This window comes from Nocardioides xinjiangensis, from assembly GCF_017916385.1.
In the GTDB taxonomy this organism is placed as follows: Bacteria; Actinomycetota; Actinomycetes; order Propionibacteriales; family Nocardioidaceae; genus Nocardioides; species Nocardioides xinjiangensis.
Genome location: NZ_JAFMSW010000001.1, coordinates 1,069,132 through 1,084,469, shown reverse-complemented (window position 1 = coordinate 1,084,469; position 15,338 = coordinate 1,069,132). Strand labels below are relative to the sequence as shown.

Genomic DNA, 15,338 nt, shown 5'->3' with positions numbered 1-15,338 from the left:
GGTGGATCAGCACGACCGGACGGACCAGCACGACGACGAGCGCGAGGCAGCGGCCGAGCGGGCCCGCGAGGTCCACCTGACGATGGACCTGTGCCTGCGCATCGGCGAGATGCTGCTGTCCTCGGGCGCTGGCGCGGCCGACGTGACCGCGACGATGCGGTCGGTCGCCGACCACCTCGGGCTGCGAACGGCGGAGATCGACGTGACGTTCACGGCGCTGTCGATGAGCCACCAGGGTCCCGGCGACGACGTGCCGACGCTGATGATGCGCCACGTCCAGCAGCGCGACATCGACTACGAGGACCTGACCGCGGTCGACCACCTCGTGCGCGACGTCCTCACCGACCGGGCGGACCTGTACCTCGCGCGCTCGCGGATGGCCACGATCGTCTCGCTCGGGCACGCCTTCCCGCGGTGGGCGGTGACCGTCGCCTGGATGGTCATGGCCGCGGCGGTCGGCGTCTTCCTCGGCGGCGGTCTGGTCGTCTCGGCCGTCGCGGCGCTCGCCGCCGCCCTCATCGACCGCGTGCAGCTGGTGCTCGCCCGGCGCCGGCTGCCGTTCTTCTACCTCCAGGTGGCCGGCGGGACAATCGCGACCCTCCTCGCCGGCGCCGTCGCCGCGTCACCGGTCGACGTCGACCCGTCGCTGGTCGTGACCGCCAACATCATCATGCTGCTCGCGGGGATCGGCCTGATGGGCGCGGTCCAGGACGCCCTCACCGGCTTCTACCTCACCGCGAGCGCACGCCTGATCGAGGCGATGATGGCGACCGCGGGGATCATCGCCGGCGTCGCCCTCGGCATCTCGGTCGCGGAGGCCGTCGGCCTCGGGCTCGGCGACCTGGTGCCGGGTGCGGCCCGCGGCGTGTCGGACCTCCCCACGATCCTCGGCGGCGCGGCCGTGTCGGCCGCCGCCTTCAGCGTCGCGTCGTACGCGCCGCGCCGCGCGGTGCTGCCCATCGCCCTCACCACCGGCGTCGCGGCGCTGATCTCCCAGGCGGTCGCGCTGGCGGGGTTCGGCCGGGTCGCCTCGGCCGGTGCGGCGGCCCTCTTCATCGGCCTGGTGGCGTACGCCGTCGCGGGCCGGGTGCGGGTGCCGCCCCTGGTCGTCGCCGTGCCCGCGATCGTCCCGTTCCTGCCGGGACTCTCGATCTACCGCGGGCTGGCGTTCCTGTCCGACGGCGGCCCCTTCGTCTCGCAGGGCATCTTCGCGCTGATGACCGCGATCTCGGTCGCCATCGCTCTCGCCTCGGGCGTCATCCTGGGGGAGTACGTCGCCCAGCCGCTCAAGCGGGAGGCGCGCCGGCTGGAGAACCGGCTCTCCGGCCCCCGCCTGGTCGGCCCCTTCCGTGCCCTGACCCGAGCCGAGCGGCGGGCCCTCAGGAGGACGCGGAGCGAGTGAGCCGGGTCAGCTCGTCGAGCCACCGGCGGTGGGCGCCGTCGAACGGCGGCAGCCCCGCGCGGACGGCCCGGACGAGCTCGTCGCAGCTGGCCTGCGCCTGCTGGACCACCTCGGCGGGGTAGCCGAACGCCACCTGGTGCTCGGCGAACTCGTCCTCGTCGTCGACGAAGACCTCACCGGGGCCGGCGACCCGCCCCGGCGGAGGCGCGGCCGGCACGCGGGACATGCGGATCACGTCGAGGTCCAGGTCGACGGCCCGCAGCACGTCGCCCTCCCAGGTCGGTGTGGTGGTGATGTCGACGTAGAGGTCGCACCAAATGCCCGGCTCGTGGAAGGTCGCGACGTACCAGCGGCCGGCCGGCACCAGGGTGACGGCGTCGACGTCGGAGCGGAACTCGTAGCCGGGCCGGTGGTTGTGCGTGCCCTCCGGGAAGCCGAGCCAGTCGCCGTGCTCGTCGGACCCGAGCAGGATGCCGGAGAACCGCCAGTGCGGACGGTCACCCCACTTGGTCATCTCGCAGCGGATCGGGGTGCCGGGCTCCATGCGTCATCTCTACCAGTCGGCGTCGGCGGCGAGGGGAGGTGGACGGTGACCGTCGTGTCGCCGAGCCGGCTCTCGAGCGCCACCCAGACGCGTCGAGTAGGCGCACGTGTCCCGTGATTTCGCGTCGAGTCGGCGCAGATGTCCCGAGCCCTCGCGTCGAGTCGGCGCAGATGTCCCGAGCCCTCGCGTCGAGTCGGCGCAGATGTCCCGAGCCCAGGACGTCGACGCCGACTCGACGGAATGTGGCGGCACACTGGCGCCCACTCGGCGGGATGTGGCGGCACACTGGCGCCCACTCGACGGGATGTGGCGGCACACTGGCGCCCACTCGACGGGATCTCGCGGGACACGGGCGCCGCGTCGACACCCGAGGCCGGCGGTCAGGAGGCGCGCGCAGGCAGCGTGACGGTGACCGTCGTGTCGCCGGGCCGGCTCTCGAGCGCCACCGAGCCGCCGTGGGCCGCCACGATCGCCTCCACCAGCGAGAGGCCGAGGCCTGCGCCGCCCCGGCTCCGGGCGGCGTCGCCGCGGGTGAACCGCTCGAACGCGTGGGGCGCGAGGTCGGGGGCGAACCCCGGCCCGTCGTCGTGGACGCTGAACCCCGCCGTCGTGCCGGACACGGTCACCGTGCTGCCCGGCGGGGTGTGCTTGCGCGCGTTGGTGAGCAGGTTGGTCGCGACCTGGTGCAGCCGCGCCTCGTCGCCGGTGACGGTGATGGGCTCGTCGGGGAGGTCCAGCCGCCAGGAGCGCTCGGCGTCGAGCACCCGGGCATCGTCGACGGCCTCGAGCAGGAGCCTCGACAGGTCGACGGGCCGGCTCTCCAGCGGCCGGCCGGCGTCGAGCCGGGCCAGCAGCAGCAGGTCCTCGACCAGCGCGGTCATCCGCGCGGACTCGGCTTCGACCTTGTCGAGCGCCGTGCCACCGGTCTCGGGACGTCGGCGCGCGAGCTCGGTGTACCCCGCGATCGTCGCGAGCGGGGTGCGCAGCTCGTGGGAGGCGTCGGCGACGAACTGGCGCACCTGCTGCTCGCTGCGGTGGCGGCGGCCGAGCGAGTCCTCGACGTGGTCGAGCATCGCGTTGAGCGCCGAGCCGACCTGGCCGATCTCGGTGCGCTCGTCGGTGAGCCGGTCGGGCACCCGCGCGGCCATGTCGATCTCCCCGGACGCGAGCGGGAGCTCGGCCACGCGGTGCGCCGTCGCGGCGACCTCCCGCAGCGGGGCCAGCTGGCGGCGCACGACCCAGGTGCCGACGCCGGCCGCGGCCAGCACGCCGAGGAGGGTCGCGAGCAGCTCGAGGCGGACCAGGTCGGCGATCGTGCGCGTGACGCCGGTGGTCGGCAGTCCGACCACGATCCAACCGCCCTCGCCCTCGTGGCACACCACGCGGTAGCTGCCGAGGCCCGGCACGCGGAGGGTGGCGGGCTCGTACTCGGCGTAAGGCATGTCGTCGTGGAGGGCGTCGAGCTGGCGCTGCGACAGCGGCTCGGCGACGCTCCAGCTCTCGTCGTCCCCCTCGGTGCGGACCGCGCCGGTGGCCTCGCCCTGCTCGGGCAGGACCGCCACGAGCGCCCCCTCGTACTGCCGGGAGATGTCGCGGAACGGGTCGAAGCCGCTGCGTCCGTCGCCGTCGGGCCGGCCGCGGGGGGAGTTGACGGTCTTCACGAGCGAGTCGGTGGCCTGGGCGTCGAGCTGCGCCTCGAGGTTCTGCTTCATCGCCAGGGTGGTCGCGGTTCCGATGAGGAGGGCCGTCACCGCGACCAGCAGCACCGCCACGGCCACCAGCCGGGCGGTGAGGGTCGCCGGGAGGCGCAGCCTCATGGGGCCGGCTTGAGCACGTAGCCGGCGCCGCGCATGGTGTGGATCATCGGCTCGCGGCCGGCGTCGACCTTCTTGCGCAGGTAGGAGATGTAGAGCTCCACGACGTTGGCCTGCCCGCCGAAGTCGTACTGCCAGACCCGGTCGAGGATCTGCGCCTTGCTGAGCACCCGCCGCGGGTTGCGCATGAGGAAGCGCAGCAGCTCGAACTCGGTGGCCGTGAGGGTGATCCCGGTGCCGGCGCGGTGCACCTCGTGGCTGTCCTCGTCGAGCGTGAGGTCGCCGACGACCAGCACGTTGCCGGCGTCGGCCTGTGCGGCGGTGCCGGCGCGGCGGATGAGGCCACGCAGCCGGGCCACCACCTCCTCCAGCGAGAACGGCTTGGTCACGTAGTCGTCGCCGCCCGCCGTCAGGCCCGCGATCCGGTCCTCGACGGCGTCCTTGGCGGTGAGGAAGAGCACGGGCACGTCGCTGCCGTCGGCGCGCATGCGGCGCAGCACCTCGAGGCCGTCGAAGTCGGGCAGCATGATGTCGAGCACCACCGCGTCCGGGCGGAAGTCGCGGGCCGCCGCCACCGCCTCGTTCCCGCTGTGCGCCATCCGGAGGTCCCAGCCCTCGTAGCGCAGGGCCATCGCGAGGAGCTCGGCGATGTTGACCTCGTCGTCGACGACCAGGACGCGCACGGGGGAGCCGTCGTGGCGGGCGAGCTGCTGCTGCATGGACAGCATCCTGCCGAGTCTTGCTGTGCGTTTCCTGTGCGCGGCCTGTCCTGCGAGTCAGCGTGCCGCGCCGGCGCGGCGCGCCAGTCGGCTCGTCGCCACCAGATAGCCACCCGAGCGCAGTCGCCAGGACGCGCAGCGTCACGAGCCCCTACGCATCCGGTCGACCTAGCGCCGGTTCAACCGCGCCGCCTGCTTGGTCAGGTGGGTCCGCTCGGCGACGTTCGTCGCCAGTCGGGCGGCCTCGGCGTACAACCTCGCGGCCGCCGCGTGCTCGCCCGCCTTCTCGTGGAGGTACGCCGACGCCGCACGGTGGCGCGGCAGGTCGGGGTCGACGTCGGCGAGCGCGGCGAGACCGGCACGGGCGCCGTCGGCCTCGCCGACCGCGACCGCCCGGTTGAGCCGGACGACCGGGCTGCCGGTGAGTGCCAGCAGCTCGTCGTACCACTGCACGATCTGCACCCAGTCGGTCCCCTCGGCCCTCCGCGCGTCGGCGTGCAGCGCCGCGACAGCGGCCTGGAGCTGGAACTCGCCGCGCTGCTCGCAGAACAGCGCCGACTGCAGGACCGCGACCCCCTCCTCGACGAGGGCGGTGTCCCACAGGCCGCGGTCCTGGTCGGCGAGGGGTACGAGCGTCCCGTCCGCGCGGGTCCGGGCTGGCCGGCGCGCGTGGTGCAGCAGCATCAGCGCGAGCAGCCCGTCGGTCTCCGGGTCCGCGGCGAGCGTGGCCAGCTGCCGGGTCAGCCGGATCGCCTCCGCGGCGAGGTCGACGTCGCCGGTGTAGCCCTCGTTGAAGACGAGGTAGAGCACCCGCCGCACGGTCGCGAGGTCGCCCGGCTGGTCGAGCGACTGGCCCGAGACGGTCTTCTTGGCCCGGCTGATGCGCTGCGCCATCGTCGCCTCGGGCACGAGGTAGGCCTCGGCGACCTGCCGCGTCGTCAGGCCGCCGACCGCGCGCAGGGTGAGCGCCACCGCCGACGCAGGGGTGAGCGCCGGGTGGGCACAGAGGAAGAAGACGCGCAGGGTGTCGTCGGCGTCCTCGGTCGGGCCCACCTCCGGCTCGGCGTCGACGGCGAGCTCGCGCCGCTGCCTGGCGGTCTCGGACCGCACGGTGTCGATGAACCGGCGCCACGCCACCGTGACCAGCCAGCCCTTGAGGTCGCGCGGCTGGTCCGCCGCACCGTCGCCGAAGGTCCGCCACGCCTCGACGAGGGCGTCCTGGACGGCGTCCTCGGCCGCCGCGAAGTCGGCTCCGCGGCGGACGAGGACCCCGATCACCTGCGGCACCAGTGGCCGCAGCGTCGCCTCGTCGAAGGCGTACGACATCGTCGTCGCTGTCAGTCGGTGGCCGTCGGCGCGCCGTAGAAGGGCCGCACCTCGAGCCACTCGTGGATGGGCTTGCCGTCCTTGCCGGGCGCCAGCGAGAGCTCCGTGGCGAGCTCGACGGCCCGGTCCCAGCCGTCGACGTCGATGACGTACCAGCCGGCGATGAGGTCCTTGGTCTCGGCGAACGGGCCGTCGGTGACCGCGGTCCTCCCCTCGGCGTCGGCGCTGACCCACGCCCCGGTCGGCGAGAGGGCCTGGGCGTCGACGAGCTCGCCGTTGGCCTCGAGGCGCTTGCCGAACTCGTCCATGAACGCCATGTGGGCATCGACCTCCTCGGGGCTCCACTGGTCCATCGGCGCCTCGTTGAGCGGGGTCGGCGCGCCGCGGTAGTGCTTGAGGAGGAGGTACTTCGGCATGTCGGTCTCCTTGGTGAGGTGCAGCCCATTGTGGCCGCGTCCACCCCGGGGACGGAGTCCTGCGCCAGTTCTCGACATCGCCCCGCAGGAACCCTCGGAGGTCTGGGCGGACACAGAGGTCACGCACAGTCCCGGCACAGCAAGCCGGACCACGCTCGCTCCCATGAACGACGACCAGCAGGCCGCTCCCCGGCCCGACGAGACCCAGCCCGTGCGTGCCGCCGGCCCCGCCCCTCGAGAGTCCCCCCGCGTCGCCGCAGAGACGCCGGCCGAGGCGCCTCCCGGCCGCCGCCGCTTCCGCGAGCGGCTGCGCTCCCTGCGGCGCTCCGACGGCAACCGGACGTTCGGCCTCGCCGCCCTCCTCGCCTCCGCTCTCGCGGGCGTCATCGTCGGCGGGCTCGGCACGGCAGCGGTGCACGCCGTCACCCACGACGGTCCCCGGGACCACGGCGGCTGGGTGCACCGCGACGACCGCGCCCCCGGGCCCGACGGGCGAGGCGGCATGGAGCGCGGCCCGCGCGGCGTGCCCGGGCAGCTGCCGCCCACCACACCGCCGGAGGGCGAGGGCTCCGACAGCGGCTCGAGCTCCTGAGCCCGGTCCCGGCCGGTCGGCGCCGGCCGGGACCGCACGCCGCGGCGAACCCGGTTGCCGGGGTGGGTGAGAATGGCGTCCGTTGTGAAGATCACCTACCCGCCCGAGCTCCCGGTCTCCGCCCGCCGCGACGACATCGCCGCGGCGATCCGCGACCACCAGGTCGTCATCGTCGCCGGCGAGACCGGCTCGGGGAAGACCACGCAGCTGCCGAAGATCTGCCTCGAGCTCGGCCGCGGCCTCGGCCGGGCCGGAGGCGGCGGGCTCATCGGGCACACCCAGCCCCGCCGGATCGCCGCGCGCTCGGTGGCCGAGCGGATCGCCGACGAGCTCGGCACCGAGCTAGGGGACGTCGTGGGCTACCAGGTCCGCTTCACCGACCGCACCAGCCGCGCGAGCCGGGTGAAGCTGATGACCGACGGCATCCTGCTCGCCGAGCTCCAGCGCGACCGCGACCTCCGCGCGTACGACACGATCATCATCGACGAGGCCCACGAGCGCAGCCTCAACATCGACTTCCTCCTCGGCTACCTCAAGCGCCTGCTGCCGCGCAGGCCCGACCTCAAGGTGATCATCACCAGCGCCACGATCGACGTGGAGCGCTTCGCCGAGCACTTCGGGGCCCCGGTCGTCGAGGTGTCGGGACGCACCTACCCGGTGGAGGTCCGCTACCGCCCGCTCCTCGAGCTCCCGGAGAGCGACGAGGAGGGCGAGGCCGTCCAGCGCGACCAGACCGAGGCGATCGTCGACGCGGTCCGCGAGCTGTCGGCGGAGGGGCCGGGCGACGTGCTGGTCTTCCTGCCGGGCGAGCGCGAGATCCGCGACACCGCCGACGCGTTCGAGGCGCTGCGCAGCGACCGGCTCGAGATCGTCCCGCTCTACTCGCGGCTCAGCGCCGCCGACCAGCACAAGGTGTTCTCCAGCCACCCCTCCACCGTGCGCCGCGTCGTGCTGGCCACCAACGTCGCCGAGACGTCGCTGACCGTCCCCGGCATCCGGTACGTCGTCGACACCGGCGTGGCGCGCATCAGCCGTTACTCGGTGCGCACCAAGGTGCAGCGGCTGCCGATCGAGCCGATCAGCCAGGCGTCGGCGAACCAGCGCTCCGGCCGCTGCGGCCGCGTGTCCGAGGGCATCGCGATCCGGCTCTACTCCGAGGAGGACTTCCAGGCGCGCCCGGCGTTCACCGACCCGGAGATCCTGCGGACCAACCTCGCCAGCGTGATCCTCCAGATGGCCTCGCTCCGGCTCGGCGACATCGCCCGCTTCCCCTTCGTCGAGCCGCCGGACCGCCGCAACGTCAAGGCGGGCACGGACCTGCTCGAGGAGCTCGGCGCGGTATCGACCGCCCCCGAGCCGGGACGTCATGAGGATCTCCGGCCCCGGGCGGGAAAGCCCATGACGTCCCGCTCCGGCATCCGTCTGACGAGCGTCGGCAGGCGCCTGGCCCGGCTCCCGATCGACCCCCGGCTGGGCCGGATGATCCTCGAGGCGGAACGGCTCGGCTGCCTGCGCGACGTGCTCGTCATCGCCGCCGCGCTGTCGATCCAGGACCCGCGCGAACGGCCCGAGGAGCAGCGTGCGCAGGCCGACCAGCTGCACGCCCGCTTCAAGCACGACACCAGCGACTTTCTCACCTGGCTCAACCTCTGGCGCCACCTCAAGCAGCAGCAGCGCGAGCTGTCGTCGAGCGCCTTCCGCCGGATGTGCAAGCGCGAGCACCTCAATTACCTCCGCATCCGGGAGTGGCAGGACTACGAGTCCCAGCTGCGGCAGGTGTGCAAGGAGATGAAGCTCGACCTCGGACGGACGGGCAGCAGCGAGGGGGGAGCGGCGTACGACGAGGACGGCATCCACCAGGCGCTGCTCTCGGGCCTGCTGAGCCACGTCGGAGCGCTGGAGGAGCGCGAGAAGCCCCGGCCGGGGGAGCGCAGGCCGATGCGGGAGTACCTCGGCGCCCGCAACGCCCGCTTCGCGATCTTCCCCGGCAGTGTCCTCAAGGGCCGCAACCCCGACTTCCTCATGAGCGCCGAGCTGGTCGAGACCTCGCGGCTGTGGGCCCGGCAGAACGCCGCCATCAAGCCCGAGTGGGCCGAGCGGTTGGGAGCCCGCCTGGTGAAGCGGACCTACTCCGAGCCGCACTGGTCGCGCAAGCGTGCCGCGGTGATGGCCCGCGAGCGGGTGACGCTGTACGGCGTGCCGCTGGTGGCCGACCGCCTCGTGTCCTACGGCAAGGTGGACCCGCCGCTGGCTCGTGAGCTGTTCATCCGCCACGCGCTGGTGCAGCGCGAGTGGGACTCCCGGCACCGCTTCCTCGCCCACAACGCGCGGATGCTGGAGGAGGCCGAGGAGCTCGAGCACCGGGCACGGCGCCGCGACATCGTGGTCGACGAGGAGACGCTCTTCGAGTTCTACGACGCCCGTGTCGGGGCCGAGGTGGTCAGCGGGCAGCACTTCGACCAGTGGTGGCGGCGCGCCCGGCAGAAGACGCCGGACCTGCTGACCTTCGACCCCACGATGCTCACCCACGACACCGCCGCCGAGGTGCGCGCGCACGACTTCCCCACCGAGTGGCACGACAGCGACGAGGCCGGGCTGACGTTCCCGATCAGCTACCACTTCGAGCCGGGCGCCGCCGACGACGGGCTCACCATCGAGGTGCCGGTCGCCACCCTCAACCGCATCGACGCCGACGACTTCTCCTGGCTGGTCCCCGGGCTGCGCGAGGAGCTCGTCACCGAGCTGATCCGCTCCCTGCCCAAGAACCTCCGCGTGGCGATGGTGCCGGCGCCCAACACCGCGCGGGAGTTCCTCGCCGCGACCCCGCCCGGAGCCGAGCCGCTGCTCGACGCCCTCGAGCGCTTCGCGCGCAGCACCCGCAGCCTCGTCATCGACCGGGAGGCCTGGGACTGGTCCAAGGTTCCCGCCCACCTCCGCCCCACCTACCGCGTCGTCACCGAGGAGGGCGCGGAGGCGGCCCGCGGCAAGGACCTCGACGCCCTCAAGGAGCCGCTGCGGCCCACCTTCGAGCAGGCGATGGCCGACGTGGCCGCCGACTCCGGGGTCACGGCGACCGGGCAGGTGTCGTGGACCTTCGGCACGGTCGAGGAGTCGTTCGTGCAGCGCCGCGCCGGCCACGAGGTCCGAGGCTTCCCGGCCCTCGTGGACGAGGGCTCCACCGTCGGCCTGCAGGTGCTGGCGACGCCCGACGAGGCCGCGGCGCACCACCGCCTCGGCGTACGGCGCCTGGTGCTCCTCGCGCTCGGGCCGATGCCGCCGGTGGACGACGTGCTCGCCGGGGCGGGGCTCGACCAGCGCGCCCGGCTGGCGCTCGTCGGGTCGCCCTACCCGTCGGTCGCCGAGCTCCTCGACGACGTCCGCGCCGGGATCGTCGGCGAGGTCGTCGACGCGCGGCCCACCGTGCGCGACGAGGACGCGTTCGCCGCGGTGGTGGCCGCCTCCCGCGACGCCGTGGCCACCGGCCTGGGCGCGGCCGTCCACGACCTGATGCGGGTGCTGGAGGCGTGGCGGACGACCGACCGGGCGATCTCCGGTCGGGCCGACCTGGCGACGCTGCCGGCGCTCACCGACATGCGCGCCCAGGTCGGCCGCCTGATGGCGCCCGGCTTCGTCGGTGACGCCGGCGTGTCGCGGCTTCGCGACTACCCGCGCTACCTCGCCGCGGTGACGTACCGCCGCGAGCGGCTCGACTCGCAGGTCGCGCGCGACCGCCAGCTGATGGACCAGGTCGCCGGCCTGCAGGAGGCGTGGCTGCACGCGGTCGCCGCGCTGCCCGACGGCCAGCCGGTGCCCCAGCACCTGCGCGACTCGCGGTGGCTGCTGGAGGAGTACCGCGTCTCGCTGTTCGCCCAGCAGCTCGGCACCCGCGAGAAGGTCAGCGACCAGCGCATCCGCAAGGTGATGGGGACCGCGACCCAGTCGACCTAGGCTGGTGCGGTGAGCGATCGCCCCCACCACCGACCGATGACCCCCGGCGACGGGTTCTTCGCCGAGATCGCCGGCGGCGCCGACCCCGCCAGGGTCCGCGAGGCGGGTGACCTCGCCGCGACGGTGCTGGTGCGCGGCGCGCGCGACTCCGACGACCCCGCCCTGGCCGAGCGCATCGTCCACCTCGCCGAGACCGAGGGCCTCGAGACCCTCGCCGAGGTGTGGTCGGGTGCGCCGGCCGACACGCTCGCCGGGAGCCTGTGGCGGTTGTTCGTGCTGCGCTCGTGGGTGTACGCCGACCCCGAGCGGGTGGCGGCCGAGTACGAGGCCGGCCAGCGTCGCGTCGACGTGGCCCGGGTCGTCGCCGGCGTCGCCGACCCGCCCGGGCCGCGCGAGCTGCGCACCATGGTCGACGACGTGCTGCGTGGCATCGCGCGCGGCGACTTCGCGGTCACGCTCTTCCGCGCCTCCGCCTTCGCCCGCATCGTCGCCGCCGGCCGCGCCGGCCTCGAGTCCTCGCACGAGGAGGTGTCGCGGATGCTGGTGCTGTCGGAGCAGCTCGAGGCCGCTGGTCACGAGGAAATCCGGCACACGCTGGGCTGAGGTTTTACAATGGTCCTGAGTGCGTCGGGCTGTGGCAGCCCCGGGTCCCAAATGAAGCCGCTACGAGCGGCCACGCGCCGTGAGGCGCTCCCGGTCCGGCGCACTCCCAGCTTCCGGCGCTCCGCGCCGTCGCGTCCCCGGCCGCTCGTCGGGGCGCTGTCGCCGGGTCCGCGCACCTCGACCCGTGGACGCGACCGTTAGGGTCGCCTGCGTGCGTGCCCTGTTCCCCGCCCGTGCGGGCCGTTCCCTCCGTCGACGCGCGGTCGCGTCGTGCGCCCTGGCCCTGGCCCTGACGACCGCGGCGTGCACCGGTGACGCGGAGCCCGAGCCGCGCCCCACCAGGTCGCCCGACCAGGGCCAGTCGAGCCCGAGCGAGCCGCGCCGGATCACCTTCGGCGCCTACGGCACCGAGGAGGAGGTGGCGGCGTTCCAGAGCGTCGTCGACTCGTTCAACGCCTCCTCGACGACCCGGCAGGTCGCGCTCAAGTCGTGGCCCGACCACGAGTCGGCCCTCGCCGACGTGCTCGCGGGCGAGGCCCCGGACGTGTTCCTCACTTCCCGCATCGACCTCGGCCAGCTGGTCGAGGCCGAGGCCCTCCAGCCGGTCAGCCTGCTGCTCGACGAGCGGGGCGTCGACTTCGGCGACCGCTTCTCGCGCGACGCCGTCGACGCCTTCGCGATGGACGACGAGCTCCAGTGCATGGCGTACTCCGTCTCGCCGATGGTCGTCTACTACAACACCGAGCTCGTCGACTTCGACAAGATGGAGCGGCGCGGCCTCGACGTGCCGACGGCCGACGAGGAGGGGCTGCGCGACCGGTGGACGCTCGCGGAGTTCGGCGCGGCCGCACAGTTCGCCGCACGCCGCGGCGACCGGCGCGGAGTGTGGATCGACCCGACCCTGCAGGGCCTGGCGCCCTTCATCTACTCCGGTGACGGGCAGGTGTTCGACGACGAGGACGAGCCCACCTCGCTCGCCTTCTCCGACGACGACACCCGCGAGGCGCTGAGCGAGACGCTGGCGATCCTGCGCGACCCGACCCTCACGCCGACCAACGCCCAGCTCGCCCGGGCGACACCGGTGCAGCTGTTCAAGCGCGGCGAGCTCGCGATGGTCGCCGGCTTCCGCAACCTCGTGCCGGAGCTGCGCGAGGCCGAGGGCCTGGACTTCGACGTGCTGCCGATGCCCACGCTCGACAGCCGCGCGACGGTGGGCGACATCAGCGGCCTGTGCCTGTCGGCCGACTCCGAGCTCACCGGCGACGCCGCCGACTTCATCGCCTACGCCGTGTCCGACGCCGCCATCTCGACCGTGGCGGCCACGGGCTACATCGTGCCGGCCAACACCCAGGTCGCGGCCTCGCCGGAGTTCCTCGCGCCCGAGGAGGAGCCGGCCAGCTCCATCGTCTTCAACGCGAGCATCCGCTACATGGTCGTGCCGCCGTTCATCGACCAGCGCGTCGAGCTGGTCGAGGCGGTCACGCCGCTCCTCGAGAGCCTCGTGACCGCGCCGGGCGTGCTGGACCTCGAGTCGACCACGGAGCAGATCGACGAGGTGTCGCGCAGCGTGCTGTCGCCGGAGGGCGAGGAGGAGCCCGGCTCCGAGGACCCGGACCCGTCGGAGACGTCGAGCGAGACGCCGGGCGAGTAGCCGGCGGGCCTCGCTTGCTGGGCCGGGCGGGCGGCGGCGGGGCCGCTGCGTCATACGAACCGGCGGCTGTTGGTGCGGTTCGGCATGACGTATGCGGGTTGGGCCGCTGCGTCATGCGAACCGGCGGTCATAGGTGCGGTTCGGGATGACGTGCGTCGGGCGGGCCCGCTTGCGTCATGCGAACCGGCCGCTATAGGTGCGGTTCGGTATGACGTACGCGCCGGCCGCCCCGCTGCGTCGTGCGAACCGGCGGTCATAGGTGCGGCTCGGTATGACGTACGCCCCAGCCAGCCCGGCGCAGCGACGTCATACGAGCCGGTCGCCGTAGGCCCCAAAACGCATGACGCACGCCGGCGCCAGCCGGGAGGAAGGGGGAGGGGGGCGCTACTCCTGCTCGGCGCCCAGGATGGCGCCCACCAGCGCGCCGGTGACGAGCTCGGCCTGCCAGGGCCGCGCGCCGTAGGACGCCAGCTGGGCGCGGACCGCCTCGGCGAGCTCGGCCGGCTCACGGGTCGCCGGCGGCGCCCACATGAGGCGACGGAGGTAGTCGGGCGTGAGCAGGTTCTCCACCGGCAGGTGGTGCACCTCGGCGAGGTTGAGCATCGACTCGCGGGCCGCCTTGAACCGGCGGTCGGCCACCGGCTCCCGGTCGGCCCACGTGCGCGGGTGCGGCGGGCCGTCGCCGCGGGGCGCGCGCGAGGGCAGGTCGTCCTCCGACATCGCACGCACGCGCTGCAGCGCCTCGACCCAGGCCGTGGCGTAGCGGCTGGCACCTCGACCGTGGAAGCCCTGCGTCGCCAGCAGCGCACGCCGGTCGGCCGGCATCGCAGTGGCGGCGGCGACGATGGCGGAGTCGGGCAGGATCCGCCCCGGGGTCACGTCCCGTTCGGCGGCGATCGCGTCGCGCGCCTCCCACAGCGCCCGCGCCGCGCCGAGGGCCCGTCGGCCGCGCAGCCGGTGCACCCCCGACGTACGCCGCCACGCGTCGACCCGCACGGCCGGCTCGAACCCGAGGAGGTGCTCGAACTCCTGTCGGGCCCACTCCGTCTTGCCTGCCTCCTCGAGCTCGGCGGCCAGGTGCGCGCGCAGCTCGATGAGCACCTCGACGTCCAGCGCGGCGTACTCCAGCCACGGCTTCGGCAGGGGTCGGGTCGACCAGTCGGCGGCGGAGTGCTCCTTGCGCATCCGCTGTCCCAGCACGGTCTCGACGAGCGTCGCGAGCCCGACCCGCGGGTAGCCGAGCAGCCGGCCGGCGAGCTCGGTGTCGAACAGGCTGGCCGGGGTGAGGCCGACCTCCCGCAGGCACGGGAGGTCCTGGGTGGCGGCGTGGAGGATCCACTCCGCGCCGGCGAGCGCCTCCTGCAGCGGCGCCAGCGTGGTCATCGAGATGGGGTCGACCAGCCAGGTGCCCGCGCCCTCGCGGCGCAGCTGGATCAGGTACGCCCGGTTGGAGTAGCGGTAGCCCGAGGCGCGCTCGGCGTCGATGGCGACCGGCCCGGTCGCGGCCGCGAGCGCGGCGCACGCCTCGGCGAGTCCCGCATCGGTGTCCACGACCTCCGGGAGGCCGTCGCGGAGCTCCAGCAGCGGGGCGGCGGGCTCCTCGGGTGCGGCCGCCTCCGGCTCGGTGACGGGATCGTCGGGGGTGTCGGGCATCGGCTCAGGTGCCGCGCTGTCCGCGTCGGCTCGGGATCGCGGTCACGCCCTCGGGCACCGGCGCCAGACCGACGGCGGTGCACATCAGCTCGCCCCATGCCTCCACGTGCGGCGCCATGTCGAGGCTCCCGTCGGCGTCGAGGTCGGGGGTCCACGACGCCCGGATCTCCACCTGCGCGGTGCCCGGCTCGTCGGCCATCCCGCCGAAGCTCTCCGTCGTCACGCAGGTCACCGTGCCGGAGACCACGTGGTGGCCGGCGCCGTGCGCGTCGAGCGCCTCGACCAGCCACGACCAGCCGACCGCGGCGAGCATGGGGTCGGCGCCGAGCTCGGGGTCGACGTCGGCCCGGGCGTAGGCCACGCAGCGGAACGTGCCGTCCCAGGCGTCGTTGCCGGCCGGGTCGTGCAGGAGGATCAGCCGACCGGTGCCGAGGTCCTCCTCGTCGACCGTGACGTCGCCGCTGAGCGCGGAGGACCAGGGCGCGATCCGCTGCGGCGCCGGCATCTCCTCGCAGAGCACCTCCGGGCGCAGCGAGGCCCGGCGCATGGACTCCACGGCCGCGCGGAACTCCGCGGGCCCAGCCGCGGCAGCGCTGCCCGGGTGGGTCTCGTGACGGGCCACCATGGCCTCAGAGTAGGCCAGGCCCCGGCTCCGTCGATGTGCCGCCAC

The 15,338-nt window shown here is 74.0% G+C and carries 12 protein-coding genes; 5 read left to right on the top strand and 7 right to left on the bottom strand.

What is annotated here, in order from left to right; genetic code table 11:
* The first annotated feature begins 1 nt into the window (after position 1).
* Positions 2-1,402 (top strand): threonine/serine exporter family protein, encoded by a 1,401-nt coding sequence (locus J3P32_RS05145; RefSeq protein ID WP_307861591.1) that lies wholly within the window; start codon positions 2-4, stop codon positions 1,400-1,402.
* Here the strand turns inward: J3P32_RS05145 and J3P32_RS05140 are convergent.
* The 5 genes from J3P32_RS05140 to J3P32_RS05120 form a co-directional block, all read right to left on the bottom strand.
* Positions 1,380-1,946 carry a DUF402 domain-containing protein gene (locus tag J3P32_RS05140; protein WP_210438752.1) on the bottom strand — a complete coding sequence of 189 codons (567 nt, stop codon included), beginning with the start codon at positions 1,944-1,946 and terminating at the stop codon, positions 1,380-1,382. The genes J3P32_RS05145 and J3P32_RS05140 overlap by 23 nt on opposite strands.
* Positions 1,947-2,326: 380 nt before the next feature.
* Positions 2,327-3,763, bottom strand: coding sequence for a sensor histidine kinase (locus J3P32_RS05135; RefSeq protein ID WP_210438751.1), 1,437 nt, complete (start codon positions 3,761-3,763; stop codon positions 2,327-2,329).
* On the bottom strand, positions 3,760-4,479 hold the full coding sequence (locus J3P32_RS05130; protein ID WP_210438750.1) for a response regulator transcription factor: 720 nt from the start codon (positions 4,477-4,479) through the stop codon (positions 3,760-3,762). The genes J3P32_RS05135 and J3P32_RS05130 overlap by 4 nt, the downstream gene beginning before the upstream one ends.
* A gap of 168 nt (positions 4,480-4,647) precedes the next feature.
* Positions 4,648-5,805, bottom strand: a complete 1,158-nt coding sequence (locus tag J3P32_RS05125) for an RNA polymerase sigma factor (RefSeq protein ID WP_210438749.1) — start codon at positions 5,803-5,805, stop codon at positions 4,648-4,650.
* Positions 5,806-5,816: 11 nt separating this feature from the next.
* Entirely contained in the window at positions 5,817-6,221 is a 405-nt protein-coding gene (locus J3P32_RS05120) for a YciI family protein (protein WP_210438748.1), read from the bottom strand.
* 163 nt (positions 6,222-6,384) lie between these two features.
* Between J3P32_RS05120 and J3P32_RS05115 the strand changes: the two genes are divergently transcribed.
* From J3P32_RS05115 to J3P32_RS05100, 4 genes are all read left to right on the top strand, one after another.
* Positions 6,385-6,813: a hypothetical protein gene (locus J3P32_RS05115; protein WP_210438747.1), complete on the top strand. Its 429-nt coding sequence runs from the start codon at positions 6,385-6,387 to the stop codon at positions 6,811-6,813.
* A 72-nt stretch (positions 6,814-6,885) separates the two neighbouring features.
* Positions 6,886-10,761: an ATP-dependent RNA helicase HrpA gene (gene hrpA, locus J3P32_RS05110; RefSeq protein ID WP_210438746.1), complete on the top strand. Its 3,876-nt coding sequence runs from the start codon at positions 6,886-6,888 to the stop codon at positions 10,759-10,761.
* A 9-nt stretch (positions 10,762-10,770) separates the two neighbouring features.
* Positions 10,771-11,364 carry a hypothetical protein gene (locus J3P32_RS05105; RefSeq protein WP_307807727.1) on the top strand — a complete coding sequence of 198 codons (594 nt, stop codon included), beginning with the start codon at positions 10,771-10,773 and terminating at the stop codon, positions 11,362-11,364.
* 211 nt (positions 11,365-11,575) lie between these two features.
* Entirely contained in the window at positions 11,576-13,015 is a 1,440-nt protein-coding gene (locus J3P32_RS05100; protein WP_210438745.1) for an extracellular solute-binding protein, read from the top strand.
* 384 nt (positions 13,016-13,399) lie between these two features.
* Here the strand turns inward: J3P32_RS05100 and J3P32_RS05095 are convergent, their stop codons facing one another.
* Complete coding sequence (locus J3P32_RS05095) at positions 13,400-14,668, bottom strand: HRDC domain-containing protein (RefSeq protein ID WP_210438744.1); 1,269 nt, start codon at positions 14,666-14,668, stop codon at positions 13,400-13,402.
* Between the two features lie 4 nt (positions 14,669-14,672).
* Complete coding sequence (locus J3P32_RS05090; RefSeq protein ID WP_210438743.1) at positions 14,673-15,293, bottom strand: DUF3000 domain-containing protein; 621 nt, start codon at positions 15,291-15,293, stop codon at positions 14,673-14,675.
* Positions 15,294-15,338: the final 45 nt, after the last annotated feature.